The organism is Neobacillus sp. NPDC097160, from assembly GCF_044762155.1.
GTDB lineage: Bacteria > Bacillota > Bacilli > Bacillales > Cytobacillaceae > Neobacillus.
The window spans coordinates 1-20,078 of record NZ_JBIWDU010000027.1; the positions used below are offsets into that span (position 1 = coordinate 1).

General features: G+C 38.2%; 21 protein-coding genes. All 21 read right to left on the bottom strand.

Going from position 1 to position 20,078, the window contains the following annotated elements; all coding sequences use genetic code 11:
• Window positions 1–121: 121 nt before the first annotated feature.
• On the bottom strand, window positions 122–1,270 hold the full coding sequence (locus tag ACIQXV_RS26830) for a YqgU-like beta propeller domain-containing protein (RefSeq protein ID WP_402964540.1): 1,149 nt from the start codon (window positions 1,268–1,270) through the stop codon (window positions 122–124).
• 122 nt (window positions 1,271–1,392) lie between these two features.
• Entirely contained in the window at window positions 1,393–2,367 is a 975-nt protein-coding gene (locus ACIQXV_RS26835; RefSeq protein ID WP_402964543.1) for an ROK family glucokinase, read from the bottom strand.
• Window positions 2,368–2,376: 9 nt separating this feature from the next.
• Window positions 2,377–2,586 carry a YqgQ family protein gene (locus tag ACIQXV_RS26840; protein ID WP_402964546.1) on the bottom strand — a complete coding sequence of 70 codons (210 nt, stop codon included), beginning with the start codon at window positions 2,584–2,586 and terminating at the stop codon, window positions 2,377–2,379.
• Window positions 2,587–2,594: 8 nt separating this feature from the next.
• Window positions 2,595–4,157, bottom strand: coding sequence for a rhomboid family intramembrane serine protease (locus tag ACIQXV_RS26845; protein WP_402964549.1), 1,563 nt, complete (start codon window positions 4,155–4,157; stop codon window positions 2,595–2,597).
• Between the two features lie 189 nt (window positions 4,158–4,346).
• The gene (locus tag ACIQXV_RS26850; protein WP_402964552.1) at window positions 4,347–4,541 is read right to left on the bottom strand and encodes a hypothetical protein; all 195 of its coding nucleotides are present in this window, start codon (window positions 4,539–4,541) and stop codon (window positions 4,347–4,349) included.
• Between the two features lie 90 nt (window positions 4,542–4,631).
• Complete coding sequence (locus tag ACIQXV_RS26855; RefSeq protein WP_402964555.1) at window positions 4,632–5,591, bottom strand: L-lactate dehydrogenase; 960 nt, start codon at window positions 5,589–5,591, stop codon at window positions 4,632–4,634.
• A 56-nt stretch (window positions 5,592–5,647) separates the two neighbouring features.
• Window positions 5,648–6,433, bottom strand: coding sequence for a DUF92 domain-containing protein (locus ACIQXV_RS26860; protein WP_402964558.1), 786 nt, complete (start codon window positions 6,431–6,433; stop codon window positions 5,648–5,650).
• On the bottom strand, window positions 6,430–6,996 hold the full coding sequence (locus tag ACIQXV_RS26865) for a 5-formyltetrahydrofolate cyclo-ligase (RefSeq protein ID WP_402964561.1): 567 nt from the start codon (window positions 6,994–6,996) through the stop codon (window positions 6,430–6,432). The genes ACIQXV_RS26860 and ACIQXV_RS26865 overlap by 4 nt, the downstream gene beginning before the upstream one ends.
• Before the next feature lie 58 nt (window positions 6,997–7,054).
• Window positions 7,055–7,204 carry a 50S ribosomal protein L33 gene (rpmG, locus tag ACIQXV_RS26870; RefSeq protein ID WP_015594975.1) on the bottom strand — a complete coding sequence of 50 codons (150 nt, stop codon included), beginning with the start codon at window positions 7,202–7,204 and terminating at the stop codon, window positions 7,055–7,057.
• A 55-nt stretch (window positions 7,205–7,259) separates the two neighbouring features.
• Complete coding sequence (locus ACIQXV_RS26875; protein WP_402964565.1) at window positions 7,260–7,895, bottom strand: hypothetical protein; 636 nt, start codon at window positions 7,893–7,895, stop codon at window positions 7,260–7,262.
• The gene (locus ACIQXV_RS26880) at window positions 7,892–9,166 is read right to left on the bottom strand and encodes a glycosyltransferase family 4 protein (RefSeq protein ID WP_402964568.1); all 1,275 of its coding nucleotides are present in this window, start codon (window positions 9,164–9,166) and stop codon (window positions 7,892–7,894) included. Before ACIQXV_RS26880 ends, ACIQXV_RS26875 begins: the two co-directional genes overlap by 4 nt.
• Window positions 9,159–9,680 carry a DUF4912 domain-containing protein gene (locus tag ACIQXV_RS26885; protein WP_402964571.1) on the bottom strand — a complete coding sequence of 174 codons (522 nt, stop codon included), beginning with the start codon at window positions 9,678–9,680 and terminating at the stop codon, window positions 9,159–9,161. Before ACIQXV_RS26885 ends, ACIQXV_RS26880 begins: the two co-directional genes overlap by 8 nt.
• 309 nt (window positions 9,681–9,989) lie before the next feature.
• Complete coding sequence (gene phoU, locus ACIQXV_RS26890) at window positions 9,990–10,649, bottom strand: phosphate signaling complex protein PhoU (RefSeq protein ID WP_402964574.1); 660 nt, start codon at window positions 10,647–10,649, stop codon at window positions 9,990–9,992.
• A gap of 13 nt (window positions 10,650–10,662) precedes the next feature.
• Window positions 10,663–11,436 (bottom strand): phosphate ABC transporter ATP-binding protein PstB, encoded by a 774-nt coding sequence (pstB, locus tag ACIQXV_RS26895; protein WP_402964577.1) that lies wholly within the window; start codon window positions 11,434–11,436, stop codon window positions 10,663–10,665.
• A 12-nt stretch (window positions 11,437–11,448) separates the two neighbouring features.
• On the bottom strand, window positions 11,449–12,255 hold the full coding sequence (gene pstB / locus ACIQXV_RS26900) for a phosphate ABC transporter ATP-binding protein PstB (RefSeq protein WP_402964698.1): 807 nt from the start codon (window positions 12,253–12,255) through the stop codon (window positions 11,449–11,451).
• Between the two features lie 32 nt (window positions 12,256–12,287).
• Entirely contained in the window at window positions 12,288–13,175 is an 888-nt protein-coding gene (pstA, locus tag ACIQXV_RS26905; protein ID WP_402964580.1) for a phosphate ABC transporter permease PstA, read from the bottom strand.
• Window positions 13,175–14,095, bottom strand: coding sequence for a phosphate ABC transporter permease subunit PstC (gene pstC / locus ACIQXV_RS26910; RefSeq protein WP_402964583.1), 921 nt, complete (start codon window positions 14,093–14,095; stop codon window positions 13,175–13,177). The genes pstA and pstC overlap by 1 nt, the downstream gene beginning before the upstream one ends.
• Before the next feature lie 81 nt (window positions 14,096–14,176).
• On the bottom strand, window positions 14,177–15,106 hold the full coding sequence (locus tag ACIQXV_RS26915) for a phosphate ABC transporter substrate-binding protein (RefSeq protein ID WP_402964586.1): 930 nt from the start codon (window positions 15,104–15,106) through the stop codon (window positions 14,177–14,179).
• Window positions 15,107–15,373: 267 nt separating this feature from the next.
• The gene (locus tag ACIQXV_RS26920) at window positions 15,374–17,473 is read right to left on the bottom strand and encodes a peptidoglycan D,D-transpeptidase FtsI family protein (RefSeq protein WP_402964700.1); all 2,100 of its coding nucleotides are present in this window, start codon (window positions 17,471–17,473) and stop codon (window positions 15,374–15,376) included.
• A gap of 361 nt (window positions 17,474–17,834) precedes the next feature.
• On the bottom strand, window positions 17,835–19,061 hold the full coding sequence (locus ACIQXV_RS26925; RefSeq protein ID WP_402964589.1) for an MFS transporter: 1,227 nt from the start codon (window positions 19,059–19,061) through the stop codon (window positions 17,835–17,837).
• A 111-nt stretch (window positions 19,062–19,172) separates the two neighbouring features.
• A complete protein-coding gene (locus tag ACIQXV_RS26930; protein ID WP_402964592.1) occupies window positions 19,173–19,781 on the bottom strand; it encodes a superoxide dismutase in 609 nt (202 codons plus the stop codon).
• Between the last annotated feature and the right edge of the window lie 297 nt (window positions 19,782–20,078).

Consider the following 20,078-nt stretch of genomic DNA (forward strand, 5'->3'; position numbering starts at 1 on the left):
TTTGCCATAGAAAAATCCCCTCCAAGTAGTAGTGTATCATCCATAAGAAATAATGGACTTTTTTACACTGTCTACCTAAAGGGGATAATATCAAAATGACAGTCTTTTTTATATACAATCGTTATTCTTTTATCACATTATATATTTTTTTAGCATTTATATCGATTATTTTTTCAAACTGGTTGCCATAAAGAAGTGCCTTACCTGATGGCGAAAAATTGATTGGTTCATTTTGCAATCCTTCCATAATCAGTGTACTACTCCCTTTTTTAAGATCAAAGGTTAGAAGCTGGAAGCCGTCAGAATAAGAATCAGCTTCACCGCTTTTAAGTGGACTAAAGGTAATAAATTGTTTCATCTGGACATTATAGTCATAAAAAGGAACTAACCAATCTGAAAACTTTGTTAACTGCGGGATTGAAAATGTGAATAGCTTTTTCATCTCATGGTCAAAAAAAGAATAATCGGCCATCTTCTTGTCTTGCTCATTAACAGTAACCGCCATGAGCAGGCTGCGAAAAGCGGAAAACTGAATGGCTGATGGTAATACTGTTTTTTCCATTCCATTGTCTAACCTTTTCACGACAAGCGGGGCATATAATGAGGGATTACTTTCATCCCAATTTAAAAAGGCTACCTCGCTCTCATCCATCCACTTAACAAAAGGCTGCGGCAAATAAATCTCCGTAGTTTTGGCATTGTTAATATCTAATAAAAAAAGTTGAAAGTTCCAATCCTCATCAAATTTCGAAACCAACACCTCAAACTCATTATAAGGATTCCATTCAAATACTAATTCATAGGATGCAAAAGATTGCTTCGATAGTTCTGTTCCTTTTGAATCGATGATCGTGACAAGTCCTTCATATGATGACGGTGAGGAATGGATCAAAAGGAATTTTCTTGTGGGACTGATTTGTACAGTGACAATTGGACTCCCACACCTATATATTAATTCACTTTTACCTGATAATAGATTGTAACGAAAGACACTTGAAGTTTGTTCAAGATTGGTAATATAAAGGAGCTCTGTGTCAGAAAGCCAGCCAGCGAGCCTGGAAAATTCACCTTCTCTTTTTGGAATCGAAATAGGTAACTTCCACTCATTCTCTAGTGCAGCAACGGGTGCTTTAGGCTTTTCATTTTTAGCTGGAATTTTATTTTTAGGCTGCTCCTTATTCGTGCATGCACCTAAAAGGAGGGTCGATAAAATAAACATGAGGATAAAGGAAACACAATTTGTTCGTTTTAGCTTGTTCAATTTAATCAAATTCCCTCCCCGGTTTACACTCTCTATGTTAGTACGTATTTTTAACAAAAATGTTTCAATATTTCAATCATATTAAAAAAATAGGAAAAAAGCCGCGTTTCTGCGGGCTTTTCCTTCATAATTTATTGATTCAATTTATTTTTTATCAGCCAGGCAGCACCAAGTACACCTGCATCATTTCCTAAAGTTGCTAAAGCTAATTCTGTAGAATCTCTTACTGCAGAAAAAGCAAACTTTGCGAACTTTTCATTTACTGCATCTAATAAAACTTTTCCTGCTTTTGAAACACCGCCGCCTAAAACAATTTTTTCCGGATTCAAGGTGTTGGCAATATTTGCTAACACAAACCCTAAATGAAAGGAAACCTCTTCCAATATTTTATTGGCCATTTGGTCTCCATTTCTTGCAGAGTCAAATACATCTTTAGCGGTAATTTTCCCATTTACCGCAATCAGTTTGCTCAATTCACCAGATGATTCATTTTTATTAACTTCTGCCATTGCTAAACGAACAATTCCAGTGGCGGAAGCAACTGTTTCAAGGCAGCCCGTCTTCCCACAATTACAAGGAGCACCACCAGAGGGAATTGCCGTAATATGACCTATTTCTCCTGCTGCCCCATTTATTCCTTGAACAATATTTCCATTAGCAATCACTCCGCCGCCAACACCAGTCCCTAATGTAACACAAACAAGGTCTGTAGCGCCGTTACCGGCACCCTGCCACATCTCACCCAATGCCGCACAATTTGCATCATTTTCAATCGCTGCCGGGAGGGAGGCTGCTGTTTCAAGACTATCTTTAAGCGGATAGTTATCCTTCCAGCCTAAATTGACCACGTTCAATATAATCCCAGTTTCATAGTCCACCGGCCCCGGTGCACCCATTCCAATTCCTGCTAACTTGTCTTTTGTCTCGTCAATTTGTGAAAGCCTTTCAGCTATTGCAGTCGCAATATTTGTAGTAATATTTTGACCCTCATTAGAATTATCCGTTGGTATTTCCCATTTATGAACGATTTCTCCATCCATCGTAATAAAGGCTATTTTAGTAGTTGTACCACCAAGATCGACTCCAGCTATCCATTGTTCTGCCACGTAACTCACCTATCTTTGTTTACTTTTTTCTTTTTGTATTTGGATTTCGTGCCTTAGAATTAAAAGCGCTGTTTGGAATTCCCTCGTTTCAATTAATTGGGCCTGATAAAGCTCCTTTAATTCTGATTCCATTAATTCAAGGTCTCCGACACGATCACCAACATAAATAATCGTTCCAAATTGCTTTAAAAATTGTTGAATCTCATAGATTGATTTCATTTCTGGTATTACTCCCCGCCTTCGCCAGTTGATTGAAGTTGATGAATATAATTTACTAAATTCGAAAATCCCTTATCATCCGGGCTTAGTTTTGCAGCCTTTTCTGCATTTATTTTGGCTTGATTAACATTATCCTCATTTAAATTTACTAATGCAAGATAATAATAGGCCGGTGCGAAATTTTCGTCAAGACTTATCGCTTTTTGCAGATGTTTCTTGGCATTCGAAAACATATCTTGCTTATACTCTACAAAGGCTAAAATGACATATGTTTTTTCAGTAGGATTGGCTGCTTTCTCTTCAAAATTCTTTAATAAATGATAGGCATGTTGATAATCTTCTTGATTAACATACTCTTGAGCCTTTATAATAACCGATTGTTCTTCAAGGGTTTTTGCCACTGAATGGAATCCATATGATAATGCTCCCCAACAAATAGCTCCTGAAGCAATTAAAAACAACATTTGCCCTATAAGCCTTTTCTTTTTAGGAAAGTGAACAATACCTGCTGCTAAGAAACCCCCTGCTAACCCTCCTAGATGGGCGGCCATATCGATCCCGGATGCTGTGTAACTAATAACAAGGTTTATTCCAAGAATAAAGATTAAGTTCATCCCCATTGTCCGGGAAAATAATTTTGGATAGATTACACCAAAATACAATAACGCACCGAAACAACCATAAATTGCACCGCTTGCTCCTGCGGATATGGTAGCACTAAAGATAAAACTGGCAATACAACCCGTAACACCAGCAAACAAGTAAATAAATAGAAAACGCCCCTTACCAAATATCCTTTCGACTGTCGTCCCAAGAAAATACAAGGCAAGGGTGTTCATTGCCAAATGCACAAATCCAATATGCAAGAAAACGGGTGTAATAAATCTCCACCATTCTCCACCATTAATTAATTGCTTCACCATTGCCCCGTATTTAATTAGCGTGGAAGTATTGGTGCTCCCACCGTGCAGTTCAAGCCAGAAAAAGACAGCTACCTGGATAACGATAAATACATAGGTAAAGAAGGGGTTTCCAGTTGAGAGAATTGCCCTTTCCGTTTTTACTTTTTTTATTGCAAAATCCAATGTTGCTTTCTTTAAGGATTCAACATCTTGTTCAGAATAATCCTCATTAAGGGAAAAGTGAATCTCAGCCCCTATCCTTTCGGAAATCCGATCGAAACCAGGATCATATTCCCCTTTTGCTAACAGAATCGAGCTAACCATCGTTTTATTTCCTTCAGGATATACAAAGGGTTTAGCTATTCGATATTCATATTCATCAACAGGTGGAAATTGGCTGATGTAGATATTAACAACATTTAATTCAGTACGGCCAATTTGTTTGCGGACTCTTTCTCCATTAGAAGCAGTAAATTCAATATCTCTCTGCATGGCATTACCCCAATCTAAATCTTGAAGCAGCATGCGAATAATCGGAGCCTTCTTATTTTCTAATTTTTCAAGCCATAGTTCTTTTTGATTTTCAAATAATTGAATAATTCGATAACCATGATCAGAGATGAAAGAATAAGCCAGCCTCCAAAAAATGTACCCCTCTTTATTATTCATTTCTCCCCTTCTTTCCATTACAATACGCCATGCCGAAGTCATCCATCGTGACAATCTGATTAATAATATGTATTCATTTTTACCGCATTAGTTTCATTATAAACGAAGGAAGACGTTTTACATGACTGAATCATCTTAAAATGTGGACAATTAATAAACTCTACAAAAGTAAAAAACCATCTGTGGTTTTCACCATTCAGATGGTCTTCCAAATACCGATTTCATCATTTTATTTTTCACACCGGGTAAGCTCATCATGGATCCAACTGCAAGCCGGCGCATCCAGCTTGAACCAAGCAGCACATTGATAATTCGGTATCGGAAGCGGTAAGCAAAATATCCAATGGAACCAATCATAAAAATCGATGTTAACATTCGAGACATCGTACATCCCTCCTGCTATTATTCTGTGTTAGCGGCAGCCATTTTATCCAAGGATACTGAAAAAAGGATCGAATGGTAGAATCCGATCCATTACAATTCGATATTTTTAAACACAGGCTCCATTGTTTTCTTTAAAACTTGAACAGAGTTCGTGAATTTTGCCTTTTCCTCTTCATTTAAATCAAGCTCGACTATTTGTCTAATTCCTTTACGGTTGACTACAGCAGGTACACCGATGTAAATATCATGTTGTCCGTAGTCTCCCTCCAAATAGGCAGAAACGGTTAAAACAGAATTTTCATTTTCAAGAATGGCCTTTGTCAATCTGACAAGCCCCATAGCGATACCATAATATGTGGCACCTTTCCGCTCGATGATATGGTAGGCAGCATCACGAACATTCAAAAAGATTTGATTCAAATCCTCTTGATTATATCCATCCTTATTTTTTGTCCATTCAGAAATGGATGTACCGGCAATATCAGCATGGCTCCATACAGGAAGCTCTGTATCACCATGTTCTCCAATAATATAAGCATGAACATTCCGCGTATCAACATCAAAATAATCTCCCAGCAAAAAGCGGAACCGTGCGGTATCCAAAATCGTTCCAGAGCCAATTACCCGCTCTTTTGGCAGGCCGGAAAACTTCCAAACTGCATATGTTAAAATATCCACTGGGTTGGTGGCAACTAGGATAATACCATCAAATCCACTTGCCATAATCGCCTCGACAATACCTTTAAAAATTTTTGTATTTTTTTCAACCAAATCAAGCCGCGTTTCACCAGGCTTTTGGTTTGCTCCCGCTGTGATCACAACTAAATCAGCTTCACCGCAATCCTGATAATCACCATACCAGATTTTCGTCCGTGATGGAGCGAATGGGAGTCCATGGTTTAAATCCATTGCGTCCCCTTCTGCCTTATCTTTATTTAAGTCAATTAGGACAAGCTCTTCAGTAATGCCTTGATTTAAAAGGGCAAACGCATAGCTTGAACCAACAGAGCCAGTTCCAATTAATGCAACCCTGTTAACACGTTTTAACATGACCATTCCTCCAGTAGACCCTATTTATTAATATTATTGCAAAAGTAGTTAGCTTACTATAACACTAAAATGATTCCTAGGGCTAACACTGCAGCAAGAAAGCCCGAGAGAAAATTCACCATATCATTATCCACTAAGGTGAACCCTTTTATTCTAGTTGTTGGCTGCTGACAATGTTTCTTTTTTTCTGTCTCAATACCGCAATGCTGACACACATATACTTGTTGGTAAAAGGCTCCCACTACCGTATCGATGACATTACCGATATAACCAAAGAGAAATACAAGTAAAGTTAACTTAATATCTAAATGGAATAACCAAAAACTGATGATTGAAATAAGCAACGATCCAGCAAGTGCTGCTGTACTTCCTAATAAGCTGATCGCTCCTGATGTCCCTTTTTCAATACGCTTAAATGTCCGGATATAAATTGGATTCTTTCGGCTTAAACTGCCGATTTCTGATGCCCATGTATCTGAATTAGCACTTGCAAGACAAACAACAAACGCAATTAGCCAGACGCTGCCGTGATGAAAATAATGAATAATACTAAAAAGTCCGGCTGCTCCCCCGTTGGCTATCACTTGACGCCAATCCCTTGTTGTCCCTTTAGCCAATTTTTCTTCGATCGTCCTCTTTAAGGAACTTTTATAATTTGACCAAAGACTTGAAGAGGCAAAGAAGGTGCCGAGTAATAAGAGTCCATTTACTCCAAAACCAGCATAGACGGCCAGTCCAACTAAAATCGCTGCCGATGCACCTGATTTGGTCAAGGATTTAACCAGGTAACCACAAATTCCAGTTACAATGATTACACAAATAATGATTGTAACGTTTATCATTTTATGTAAATGGTACTTTCGTTTGTAATAATTTTAGCAACTGGGATATCGAACCCTTCCACAGGGAATTGCGGGATGATTTGTTCTTTAAAGGCGAGTGATAGGGTTTTACCTAAGAAATTTGGTATGTATCGATCATAATATCCACCGCCAAAACCTAAGCGATAACCCTCCAACGTATAAGCCAAACCAGGAACAATTAAAAGATCAATCTTATTGGCAGGAACTTCGGTGGTCAATGCTTCGATCGGCTCAAGTAATCCATAGTAGACGGATTCAAGCTGAGAAAATTCTCGTAAAGTTCTGAAGATTAGTCTTTTTTCCTTCGGATAACATTTTGGGACAACCACTTGTTTTCTCAGTTCCCATGCTTTACGGATAATTTGGTATGTATCGACTTCAGGCTGTTTCGAAACCGTAATCCCGATTACCTCTGCATGTTTAAAGTCTTCATCTTCATAAAGCCTGCCTGCGATTTTATAGGAATAATCTTCGTAGAGGGGTTTGGTAAGCTTTGAGAGAGACTCCTTTACCTGATTACGAACAATATTTTTATCATTCATGTATGTATGTTCCTCCTAACTTTTAGACAACAAAAAAAGCAGCAGGAAGCCCTACTGCTTATTTTGTTTCACGGTGTGCTGTTGTACGCTTTTCTCTTGGGCAATATTTCTTAAGCTCAAGACGATCCGGGTTGTTACGTTTATTTTTTGTTGAAATATAGTTACGATCTCCACACTCAGTGCAAGCTAACGTAATATTTACACGCATGTCAATTTCCCTCCAAACGATTAAGCTAGTTCGTGCATACGACTTTTCTATAATATCATTTTTCCACAGGAAATGCTAGTGTGTTTTTTAAAAGTGCGTGCTCCATTGAAATCAATTCATTTTTGCTTGAACCATTAATCGTCCATGTGTTCATTTTACTGGTTTCATGAGGTGCAATCGACATTTTCATGGCAAAGATACTAGCTGCCGAACCTTTAGCCATTGGCTGAAATTTTAAGCTCCCATTATGAAGCGAACTCCAGATTTGATCGGTGTATGCATTCCACAACGGAATGGCGGTGTATTCTTGCATGCCTGAATGTTGATATTGTGCGTTAACAAGAAAAACCTTTTTATTTGCATGGTGAAAAATTTGATTATCTGTCGGAGAAACAAATGTTAAATGGTCTTGTCCGACATTTAAAAAATGGTGCATGGCTAAAATTTTTATCTCTTTCGTCTGATTGCTATGATTACTTACAAAAATACTTGAAAAACGAATTTTAGAGTGGATTTGTTCCTGCTTCACTTTCATAATTAATTCTTCGTCGTAAATGACCTTTTCAGTACAGTTTTGCAGCCAAAGATACTTGCCATTTACCCAAATTCCAGGAACAAATTGGAGAATTTCCGTCGGTAATTGTGATTTAGGAATGTGTTGATTCTTTTGTAATTCAGTTAGGTTCATCATTGTTTACACCTTTTTTTATTTTTTGGTGTTTCCTTTTGCCTATTTTCATTTATCCGTTTATTTAATAAAGTATCTTCCATTACCCTGCTTGTTTCCGAAGCAATGCGCTTCCAGCCATATAAAATTTTTACAATTCGCCTTCCCTTATTACCAATTTCTTCTGCTTTCTCTGGATTATTCATAAGGAAATCGATTTGTTTCAGGAGGCTTTCTGCATCGCCAGGAACCATCAGCATTCCCGTTTGTAAATGCTTCACGATCCCTTTCATACCGCCAGTATTGGAGACTATCGTTGGTTTCCCGAGGATCATCGTTTCCAGGGCAACAATGCCAAATGGTTCATATAGGCTTGGAATTACCGCTACCTCACTTCCTTGAATAAGAGCATTCCTTTGTTCATCAGTTATATAACCAATAAAGGTTACATACTTGTCTAAACTCCTCGCAGAAATTTGCTGTTGATAGGTTTCAAGCATCGGACCTTTCCCCGCAACAACAAAAAAGCACTCTAGATTCTTTTCTTTGGCAATTGCTGCAGCCTTTAGAATCGTTTCAAAACCCTTTTCCTTAACAATTCTCCCAATCGAAAAAATGTATTTTTTTTGTTTCAGACCAGGAAAGATTTCCTCTAAATTTCGCTTTGACTCTAAGGGTTCAACTCCATTTGGAATAATGGTAATCTTTTCATCTTTGGCATTAAATATGGAAACAAGTCCATCCCTCATGTATTCACTACAAACAATGAGTTGATCAGACTCTACGATTAATTGTTGTTCCTTGTCATGGATAAATTGCTGCATCTCAGTATGAATACCATTATTCCTTCCATGTTCAGTAGCATGAATAGTCGTTAATAACGGGATACTTAGTGACTCCTTTAATGCAATTGATGCTGCACCGACCAGCCAATCGTGAGCATGCAGGAAATCAAATTTTATCTCATCTGTTAGCTGCTCAGCCTTGAATGCCATTGCCAAATTAAGGCCGGCAATCCATGAAAGGAAATGATCATCTCGTTCATTTACTGGATTCACACGGTGGACATTCACACCATTCATTTTTTCAAATGATAGAAGCCCGCTATTTCCCGCCGTTAAAACATGGACTTCATGACCCCTTTCTGCCAAATGAGTTGACAATCCGAATACATGTCTTGAAAGGCCGCCCACAATATTGGGTGGGAATTCCCAGCAAAGTATCAAGATGGTTAATTGCCAATTGATTAGCGGTTTACGGTCTAAGTCAACTTGTTCGGAAATATGGTTATTCATTTGTCTCCTCCAAGTTAGTAGATTTCAAGTAATAGCTGTAAGTACTTACCTGTTCCATCCACTGAGGAGGTTGGTCTTCATATCGCTGGAATGGCAATAAATCCTGAATGTTACCATCTCCGTTTGGTATTTCGGGCGAAGGCATTTGGATGTATTTCGAACGATACAGTGGGAAAAACTCGATTTCCGAAAAATAAACACCTAATTCAACTATATAGCAGCGGTTTTCCACCAATCCTTTAACAAACCAGTGTTCACTGTGGTAAGGAACAGGGATATCGTAAAAATGATGAGCATGTTTTCCATTAAAGATAAGATTGGTTACATCATATATTCTTACAACTGTGACCAGCTCTTCAAACTTTCGATGAAAAAATAGTTCAATAATCTTTTTAGGCAATTTGGAAGCTTCCCAAAAGACAATTATTTTTCGAGGTGCAACTAGTTTTGCCTTCAGCTGACCCTTCTGTGGCATTAATCCTTCTTCACTTAGTTTGATCATTTCCCCAATCATTTCTTTCCTCCATTCTGCAAACTATCTATATATGCACTTTAAATCAAATTATTCATAAATTAGTGGTGATTTAATCGTATCATCAGATTGGGAAGCATACAATAAACACAATTTGTCGTATCTTGCTAGTCCATACAACAGGCAAGTTCAAGGATAGGAATTTTTTAAAATTTTTGGGATAAATGCATCTTTCTACATAAAGCAACAGTCTTCATTTTTGAACTCACAAAATTTTTCGACACTTTTTCCCATAAAAAAAAGATGGAGCTTTCTTATGAGCCCCATCGTTGAAATTTCTTTTTTCTGCTTTTATGCATTTAAATTAACGCGTTTTCCCGTTACCAGATATAGAACATTCTCAGCAATATTCGTTGAATGATCCGCAATCCTTTCAATATATCTACAAATAAATGCTAATTGGATAATTTGGTTTGTTGAGTTCGGATTCTGTGGGATATAGCTCAATAATTCGTGTACTAAGTCCCCAAACATTTTGTCTACTTCATCATCTTTTTCCGCGCATTTTTTAGCCAGTTCAATATCATCGGAATAATAGGCAGTGATGGATTCAGAAAGCATTTCTAAGGCCATCTCCATCATTTTGGGAATATCAATAATTTCTTTAAAATGCTCTTCATTGCCGATATGAAGGGCAGATTTGGCAATATTTACTGCGATATCCGCCAGCCGTTCCACTTCAGATGAAACCTTTAATGCTACACTAATTTTCCTAAGATCGGTTGCTACAGGCGATTCTCTTGCGATTAATAATAATGCCTTATTGTTAATTTCATAATCTAAATCATCGATTACATTATCTCCATCAATAACCTTCTTCGCCTTGTCCATGTCCTGATTTAAAAGTGCAATCATCGCTTCTTTGATTGCTAGTTCCGATATATGGGCCATTTTTAAAAGCATTTCTTTTAACTCTTTTAAATTTTGATCAAAATTTGCTCTTGCGCTCATTTATGCCACCTCTTCATCCGAATCTTCCAGTAATATAACCTTCAGTACGTGAGTCTTTTGGATTTGAAAAAATAGTAGACGTTGAATCTAGTTCGATTAATTCCCCCATTAAAAAGAAGGCAGTTTTATCTGATACCCTCGATGCTTGCTGCATGTTATGGGTGACAATCACAATGGTATATTTTTCTTTTAATTCCAATATCAATTCTTCAATTTTTAAGGTTGAAATCGGGTCCAGGGCAGATGTTGGCTCATCCATTAACAAAACATCCGGTTTTGTCGCTAAGGCTCTAGCGATACATAACCGTTGCTGTTGTCCCCCGGATAATCCGAGAGCAGGTGCAGTTAAACGGTCTTTAACTTCCTCCCATAAAGCCACATCCATTAGTGATTTAATGACAATCTCATCAAGGTGCTTCTTTTTTTTGATTCCGTGAACTCTTGGACCGTAGGCGACATTATCATAAATAGATTGTGGAAAAGGGTTTCCCTTCTGAAAAACCATGCCAACATGTTTACGAAGTTCAACTAGATCGTTTTTCTCGTCTAATATATTTTTTCCGTTTAAATTAATTTCCCCGGTCATTTTAACATTAGGAACCATATTGATCATCAAGTTGAGTGTCTTAATAAAAGTGGATTTTCCGCATCCTGATGGTCCAATGATTGCCGTTACTTCTTTTTTGTTAATCGGAAAGTTGATGCCCTTTAGTGCATGATGATCTCCATACCATAAATTTAAGTTCTTAACATCAAATATTTCTCTGGTCAATGTTGGAATTGTCATTCCAGTTCCCCCTTATCCAAATCTTCCTGAGATATATTCTTCCGTCTTCTTGACAGAAGGATTGGTGAAGATTTTTTCTGTATCATCATATTCAATTAAATCACCGCTTAAAAAGAAGGCTGTTTTATCGGAAATGCGGGAAGCCTGCTGCATATTATGGGTGACAATGATAATCGAATAATCCTTTTTCAAATCAACGATCAAATCTTCTACCTTTGCGTTAGAGATAGGGTCCAGCGCCGAAGATGGTTCATCAAGGAGCATCACCGTCGGTTTCATTGCAATCGTCCTTGCAATACATAGCCGTTGCTGCTGTCCTCCTGATAGGGAGAGTGCTGACTTATGAAGCCTGTCCTTCACCTCATCCCATAATGCTGCTTTTTGCAAGCTCTCTTCAACAATTTGATCAAGCTTGCTTTTATTTTTAATACCCGCAAATTTAAGCGCATGGGTAATATTTTCATAAATTGATTTTGGAAATGGGTTAGGCTTTTGAAAAACCATTCCAATTTCTTTTCGTAGTGCCACCACATTTATTTGTTCAGACAAAATATTGATGTCCTCATAAAGGATTTCACCTTGCGCTCTTGCACCTGGAATCAGGTCATTCATCCGATTGACGCTTCTTAAAAACGTGGACTTTCCACAGCCAGAAGGTCCAATTAGTGCTGTTATCGCATTCTTTCCAATATCCATTGAAATACCGTTAACGGCACGTTTATCCCCGTAGAATATTTCTAATTTGTTTACATTTAAAATATGATTCATTTGCAACGGGACGGTTGATTGTATAGTTTGTTCTGTAGATTCCTTTTCCATAATTGTTGTAACCATCCGTTCTCACCTGCCCTTTATTTAGTTGCAGTAATTTTTTTCGTAATGATACTTCCAATATATCTAGCTAATAGGTTAAATAGTAAAACTGATATGACAAGTACTGCTGCTGAACCACTCGAAATTTCCTCAACATCAGGTATTAACCCTTGGGTATTAACTGACCAAATGTGGACGGCAAGAGTTTCAGCAGGTCGAAAAATATTCAATGGCGATTGCTCAGAAAATGGGTTCCAATTGGCATAATCGAGTCTTGGTGTTGAAAGACCTGCTGTAAATAAAAGTGCGGCAGCTTCACCAAATACCCTGCCCGCAGCCAGAATTACTCCTGTTAAAATCGATGGGAATGCACTTGGTAAAATAACAGTCTTTATCGTATGCCATTTGGTAATCCCTAAGGCTAGACTTGCTTCCTTTAAATCACGAGGCACGGATCGAATTGCGTCTTCACCCACCCGTACAATGGAAGGAAGGTTAATAATCGTTAACGCTAAGGCGCCTCCTAAAATGGTGTACCCCCATCCTGTTGTATTAACGAAAATCAATAATCCAAACATACCAATGACAATCGATGGCAATGAGGCAAGTACTTCAATACAAGATCGGATAATATCCGTGATCTTGCCCGGCTTAGCATATTCAGCCATATAAATTGCTCCGCCTAAACCAAGCGGAATCGCAATGACCATCGTAATAAAAAGTACATAGAAAGAATTAAATAATTGATCGCGAATCCCCCCGCCTGCACTTATGTTGCTAGAAGGAGAAGTTAAAAAATCAAAAGTTACATGTTTAAGTCCATTCACTAAAATATACGAGAATAATCCAACTAGAATAGTAATAATGATTATGGCAATAGCAATAAACACTCCCGTGGCTATTCTGTCTGCGGTTTTGCTTTTCATTACATTTTCCTCCTTGATGATAGATAACGAATCAGGAGAATAAACACGAAAGACATCACTAATAAAATTAAGCCAAGCGACCATAGTGTGTTATTTTCAACACTGCCATATGTGGTATGACCCATGTTTAACGTGATAATGGTTGTTAAAGTTGCCGAAGCATCTAAAAGATTTGAAGGTAAATTTCTCACGTTTCCGATGACCATTTGCACGGCTAGAGCTTCTCCAAATGCCCGCGCCATCCCGAGGACGACCGCCGTAAGTAATGAAGGTAGTGCTGCGGGAATGAGCACCTTACGAATCGTTTGCCAGCGTGTTGCACCTAGTGCGTAAGAGCCTTCCCTTAAATTCTTCGGTAATGAGCTCATTGCATCTGTTGCAATAGTCGTGATCGTTGGCAATATCATAATCGACAGGACAATTACGCCTGAAAGCAAACTAAAACCTAGTCCGCCAACATGACTCCTGATAAATGGAACTAATACTGTAAGCCCGATGAATCCATAAACAACAGAAGGAATTCCAACTAATAGTTCAACAACTGGCTGTAATATTTTTCTTCCCCAAGATGGTGCAATCTCTGTCATAAATATCGCGCCGCCAATGCCTAATGGAGCTGCTACAATAGCTGATAGAAAGGTTACAGCAAATGAGCCAAAAATAAATGGGAAAGCACCATATTCCGGATTGGCTTTATTTGTAGGATTCCAATGTGTACTGGTTAAGAACTCAATAAGACTGACACCATTTTTGATAAATGATTGTAAACCCTTTGTGCCAAGAAATATGGTAATGGATATGGTTGCGGATATCATGATTACGGCACATATGATCACAAGAATCTTTCCGCGTAATTCCCCATCCATCCAATTTTTTTCGGATTTTAACAATCTTTCCTTTGCCGGAATTATCTTTTCCATAATGCACCAAACACTCCTAAAATACGTCATAATAGGGTAAATGCCCTAGCGCATTTACCCCGTTTATTTATTTACATCTTTTTATAAATTCTTTTGATTTCCTTTTGCATCACGTTCTACTTTCATTTTTGTAACAGGAAGATATCCTTGTTCCTTTAATAAAGTTGTTTGGATATCATCTGACATTAAGTAGTCTAAGAACGCTTTTGCTACATCAGTTGCTTCACCTTTGGTATAAGAATGTTGGTAAGCCCAAACTGGGAATTTACCGGATTGTACATTTTCTTCAGTTGGTTCCACACCATCAATCGCAAGTGGTGTAACAGCATCATCAGTGAAGTATGAGAAAGCAAGGTAACCAACTGCTCCGTCAGTTTCGTTGATAATCTTTTTAACAGTGTTTGAAGAATCTTCAGTAATACCTTCAGCTGGTGTTGCACCATCAAGTGCAAACTTATTGAATATTGCACGTGTTCCAGATGAATCAGGACGGTTTACAAGCACGATCTTTTGATCTTTTCCGCCAAGCTCTTTCCAGTTTGTAATTTTACCTGTGAATACTTTAATTAAATCGTCTTTTTTAATATCCTTAATACCAACTTTAGGATTAACTGCAGCAGTCATACCCACAACAGCTACTTTATGGTCAACAAGCTCACTTGCTTTATCGGGGATTTTTTCTTCAGCAAATACGTCTGAGTTACCAATTTGTACAGATCCTTCAGAAACTTGTGATAAGCCTGTACCAGATCCACCGGCTTGTACTTGAATATCTACTTTTGGATTATCATTCATAAATTTTTCAGCTGCTGCTGCAACTAATGGCTGCATGGCAGATGAACCTGAAACGCTCAATGAGCCGGAAAGTTCTTTCTTTTCTTCCGTTTTTGGTGCCGCTGATTTGTCAGTTTCTGTTGTTTTGTCTGTTGATGTACCGCCACCACAAGCAGCCATAACTACCATTAACGCTGCAAATATAGTAAGTAGGCTAAATTTTTTCAAACTTTTCATTTCCTTTATTCCCCCTAAGGTTTTTGTTGGTGATGATGTTTGTCTGCCTTACATGTATAAGAATACGGGATAAGTGTAAACTGCGTTTTAATGAATTGTAAAGGTTTTGTAAATATACATTGTTCTTTTGTAAATTCGACAAATTTCCTCAATTGCTTAGCTTCACTAACCGTAGTCTACAAAATCTTAGTTTTATGTTGCTCATTAAGCAAAATCTTTATGTGAAAAAAACATCTGCCTCAATTGAGACAGATGTTTTATTGGTCATTATTGTCCTGATTGCTGGCTATTTTGAATAGTGTCAGCATTAGTTGATTGTTGCTCAGTACCTTCCGTTCCTTCATTAAGCGGTCGTGATTTTTTTAAATCGAAATAGGCATCTAAAACTCGTTTACCGATTGTCATATTAACACTTGGACCAGTATTCCCTTGATAGGCCCATGGTACAACAACGGCCATAGCCACTTCCGGATTATCAAACGGTGCAAAGCTGACAAGACTTAAGTTCATTACTGGTGTATTCTTTTGCGATTTAACTGGACCGTCATAAAACGCCTCTGCAGTTCCTGTTTTACCTGCCGGATTATAGGTAACACCTTTAAAGGTACCAACTCCAGTACCGTCGCCAACCTGCATAACCATCCTGAATCCATCTTGAACCCGCTTGATCCATTCACCTTTCATATCTAAATGATTCAGCACTTTCGGTTGGATCTCTTCGATTATAGGACCCAATTCATTATTTTCCATGACTGGTTCGCGAATTTCCTTTACAATATGCGGCTGCACACGGTTACCTCCGTTCGCAATTGTGGACACGTACTGCGCGAGCTGGATTGGTGTATACGTATCATACTGACCAATTGCAAAGTCAAGAAGTAACCCAGGCTTATTCTCAGACCCCGGAAAACCGCTCATTTCATTTGGCAGATCAATCCCGGTTCGAGTACCAAGACCAAACTGGCTAAAGGATTGACGCATCGTACTAAACGTTTTATCCGTTTCCAATACAAGCGGACCCTTTGGAATATACTTTCCTTGTCCCATTGCAATGACAGTTTTCCACATGTAAACGTTGGAAGAAACTTGCAATGCTCTTAGGTCATTTATGGAGCCAAATGTCTTCCAAGATTTTTTGGGCTTTGGTGTTCCTTTGAATACTAATGGCTCATCAACTAAGTAATCCCCCGGCTTAATAGCGCCAGTTTTATAGCCAGTTAATATGGTCGCTCCTTTAACAGCAGAACCAACATTATAGGAGGAGGTAATATTACCGCCGGCATAGTCGTTCATAACCGTTTTCCCGTCTTTGTCCTTGCCAATTTGCCTTCCCGCTAGCGACAACACTTCCCCAGTGTGAGGATTCATTACTACCACGAAGGCACGGTCCAAAAGAGTGGTGCCAGGTTTTTGCTTGGCACTCCACATCTCTTCTTCAATAATCTTTTCTACCTGCTGCTGCAGATCCATATCGATTGTTAAGACAAGGTCTTTCCCCCGCTTCCCTTCTGAGATGACTTCAGTAGAAAGAATTTTTCCTGTCTTATCTGTTACATTTTTTACTTTTGCTTTTTGACCATGGAGGACATCTTCATATTTAAGCTCAAGATAACTTTTTCCAACCCGGTCATTTCGGCTGTAGTCACGGGCGAGATATTTTTCAAGCTGTTCTTTTGGAATGCCTGCTTCAGAGGTAGATACATCCCCTAAAATTGATTTTAACGTATTGCCAAACGCATACATTCGTTCCCAGTCTGTTGTTGTATCGACACCTGGGAGATTCTCTAAATTTTCGCTGACAACCGCAAATTCTTCAGGAGTTACATCTTTATTTTTGACAATTTGTGGTGTTAAAGCATAGCCGCTATTAAATTCCCGGTAGATGGCAATCGTTTCAAGCTCTTCAGGTGTAAGACTTGATACTTCCTTTGGAGTAACCCGGGCAACCTGCAAGTTATATATTTCCTTATCATCTAATTTTTTCTGATCATATAAATCCCATTCTTTTTTGGTGATTTTTGCTTTTGCTTCTTCAGGGTGTTTTATGATCCAAAAATCCTTTTTCTCACGTTCAGGAACTTTAGAGGTATCTTTGGTAATAAGTTTCGCTAATTTTTCTGCTGTTTCAATCATTTCTTTTTGATCGGCTGATTGGTATTTAGTGTAAGTGATTGCATTTAACGGGGTATTATCAACAATGACCTTTCCATTTCGGTCGAACATTTTTCCCCTCGGCACCGGGTTATTAACAGTAATATCTTCTGTCCGTTCAATTTCACGTTTAAAATCATCACCAAAGACAATTTGTAATTCGCCAAGGCGAAGAATGAGAACAGAAAAAAGTATAAACACAACAAAGAATACCATGTTTAAGCGAAACGGGACATGTGTCTTCTTCTTTTTCTTTTTATTATCCAAGATCTATCTACACTTCCTTTTTTCAAGGGTTAACATAACTTTCTCTATTTTATAAGATAATGTCCCATTTATCTATGAATAACCCTTACCAATTTTAAGAAAAGCGAAAGTGCCCTGGTCAGAGGCGTATGGCCTGGAGCGCTCCAACTGAGATAAGGGAAACACGAAGAGCCGAAAGGCGATTCGATGTTGACTTATCGTAGGGCGGAGAGCGAAGGACACTAGCCGCTAGGGCGCTGGAGCTGGACATTTCTCAAAGTCGAAATGAAACCCTTTCTTCATTAAAAAAATGCGATGAGCAGGAAGACACTCATCGCATTTTTACTTCCGGTATTTTTACCCGCTTAATAAACAAATAAATTAAGGAATGGCCGGCACCCAAGAATAAGAGTAGAATGGGAATGCTTGACTCCTCATCAAACCAGGTTACCGCAGCTAGAAAGGCTAGGATGGATACAATGCGCCCTATATTTAAGAAAATCTCACGGACCACTATATATTCAATTCTCATTTCCGCTGCTTTCCAACCGGTTCCTATTACATCATATGTAGTTGACATATATGGGACGAGCAAAAGTGGGTAAGCAATTGCAATCATCCCTGCGTAGATTAACAATTTAACAAAATTTATATCCCAAACAATCAGTAGGACAGCGGCATAAAGGATGATCCCGCCAATCAGGATGGCTTTCTTTCGAAAACTTTTTTTAATTAATCGTGAGGCTAAATAATAGGCAATAAATGAGATACCGGAATTAATTAATCCAAATGTCCCTAAAGCCAATTCACTTCCCGTCGAAATGTATACAAAGACGGAAATAACAAATAAAAACGTCCCTTCTCTTAGTCCCTGAAAAAAGTGGGCATTGGTAATGAGACGCCAATTTTCATTAAGTTTTCTTTCCGCTAATATCCGCTTAAAGCAGTACCTCCCTTTGGCAGGTCTTGGCTTTAATGAAAAACTCATGAAAACGGCTAAGGCGAATAAGGCTAAAGATATACCAAAAATGATTGTATATCCGGTGAATTTTTCAAATCTTGTAATGATGATTCCAGCCGCAATTGGCCCAATCATTCCCCCAGCAGACGTTAACGTACCCAATAAGCCATTAAAAAAATCTCGTGTCTCTGGCTCCGTAATTTCAAATGTTAAAACATTATAGGCAAGCCAATAAAAACCATATCCGATTCCAAGAAGGCTTCCTAGTAATAGTAAGTAGGTGGCTGCCTTGGTACCCGTTATTAAAACGGCAAGATAAAATAACGCCAAAAAAATAACACCTATCCTAAGGACAATCACCCTGTCAATTTTCTTTGCCCATCGCCCTGCTAAAATAAATGTTAACGGCTGCAAGACAACAATTGCGAGGTTGTAAAGGGCTAAATCTGAATACTTTCCTGTTTGTTTCCAAAGATAAATATTCACAAATGTGTTGGATAGGGCAATACTCAATGAGTATAACCCGCCAATTATTAGCAAAAGCGATAAATCTTTGGTTAATTCTACATCACCTAAAATCTTGAATTTTTTTGCCATAAAAAAAACTCCCCTTTGTATAAGGGTAGTCTTTATCTGGGCTGTGGTTCTTATTCAATATTTTAGGAAAACGAAAAAAGGCAACTCTTGGTTGCCTTTTTTCATACTATTTTATTTTGCTGCGTTGTAACGTTTAGAAACTTCATCCCAGTTTACTACATTCCAGAAAGCGCCGATGTAGTCTGGGCGTTTGTTTTGATATTTTAGGTAATAGGCATGCTCCCAAACATCAAGACCAAGAATAGGAGTTTTTCCTTCCATTAATGGAGAGTCTTGGTTAGGAGTGCTGGATAGTTCTAATTCACCGTTGTTTACAGATAACCATGCCCAGCCAGAGCCGAAACGAGTAGTTGCTGCTTTAGCGAACTCTTCTTTAAAGCTTTCAAAGCTGCCAAATTTGCTGTTAATCGCATCAGCTAATTCACCGGCAGGTGCGCCGCCGCCATTTGGAGAAAGAATTTGCCAGAATAAAGAATGGTTTGCATGTCCGCCGCCATTGTTTCGTACAGCAGTGCGCGCAGCTTCTGGAACCGCATCCAAATTAGCAATTACTTCTTCAACTGATTTAGAAAGTAATTCTTCATTACCTGCTAATGCATTGTTTAAATTTGTAACGTAAGTGTTGTGGTGTCTAGTGTGATGAATATTCATTGTTTCTTTGTCAAAATGTGGTTCAAGTGCATCTTCTGCATAAGGTAATTTTGGTAATTCAAATGCCATAATAAAATTCCTCCTATGTACGATTATTTTTTGGGCTTTAGTAATTCTTACATTTTAAGAATATTTCTAAAGCTTTAGTCTAAACATACCAAAATTTGTTCATTGTTACAAATAAAATGCTTAGCCAACACATATACAATCCCCATTGAACAAATTTTTATTCCCGTGACTTTCATAAATACATGCATGATTCATATTTCGAAAAATTGTCATGTTTCACCAAAACTGCATGCTGTCAACGATTTTTGTCATAACCCCATCAAAAAACTTCCAAATCATGTAAATAAATTATTGACA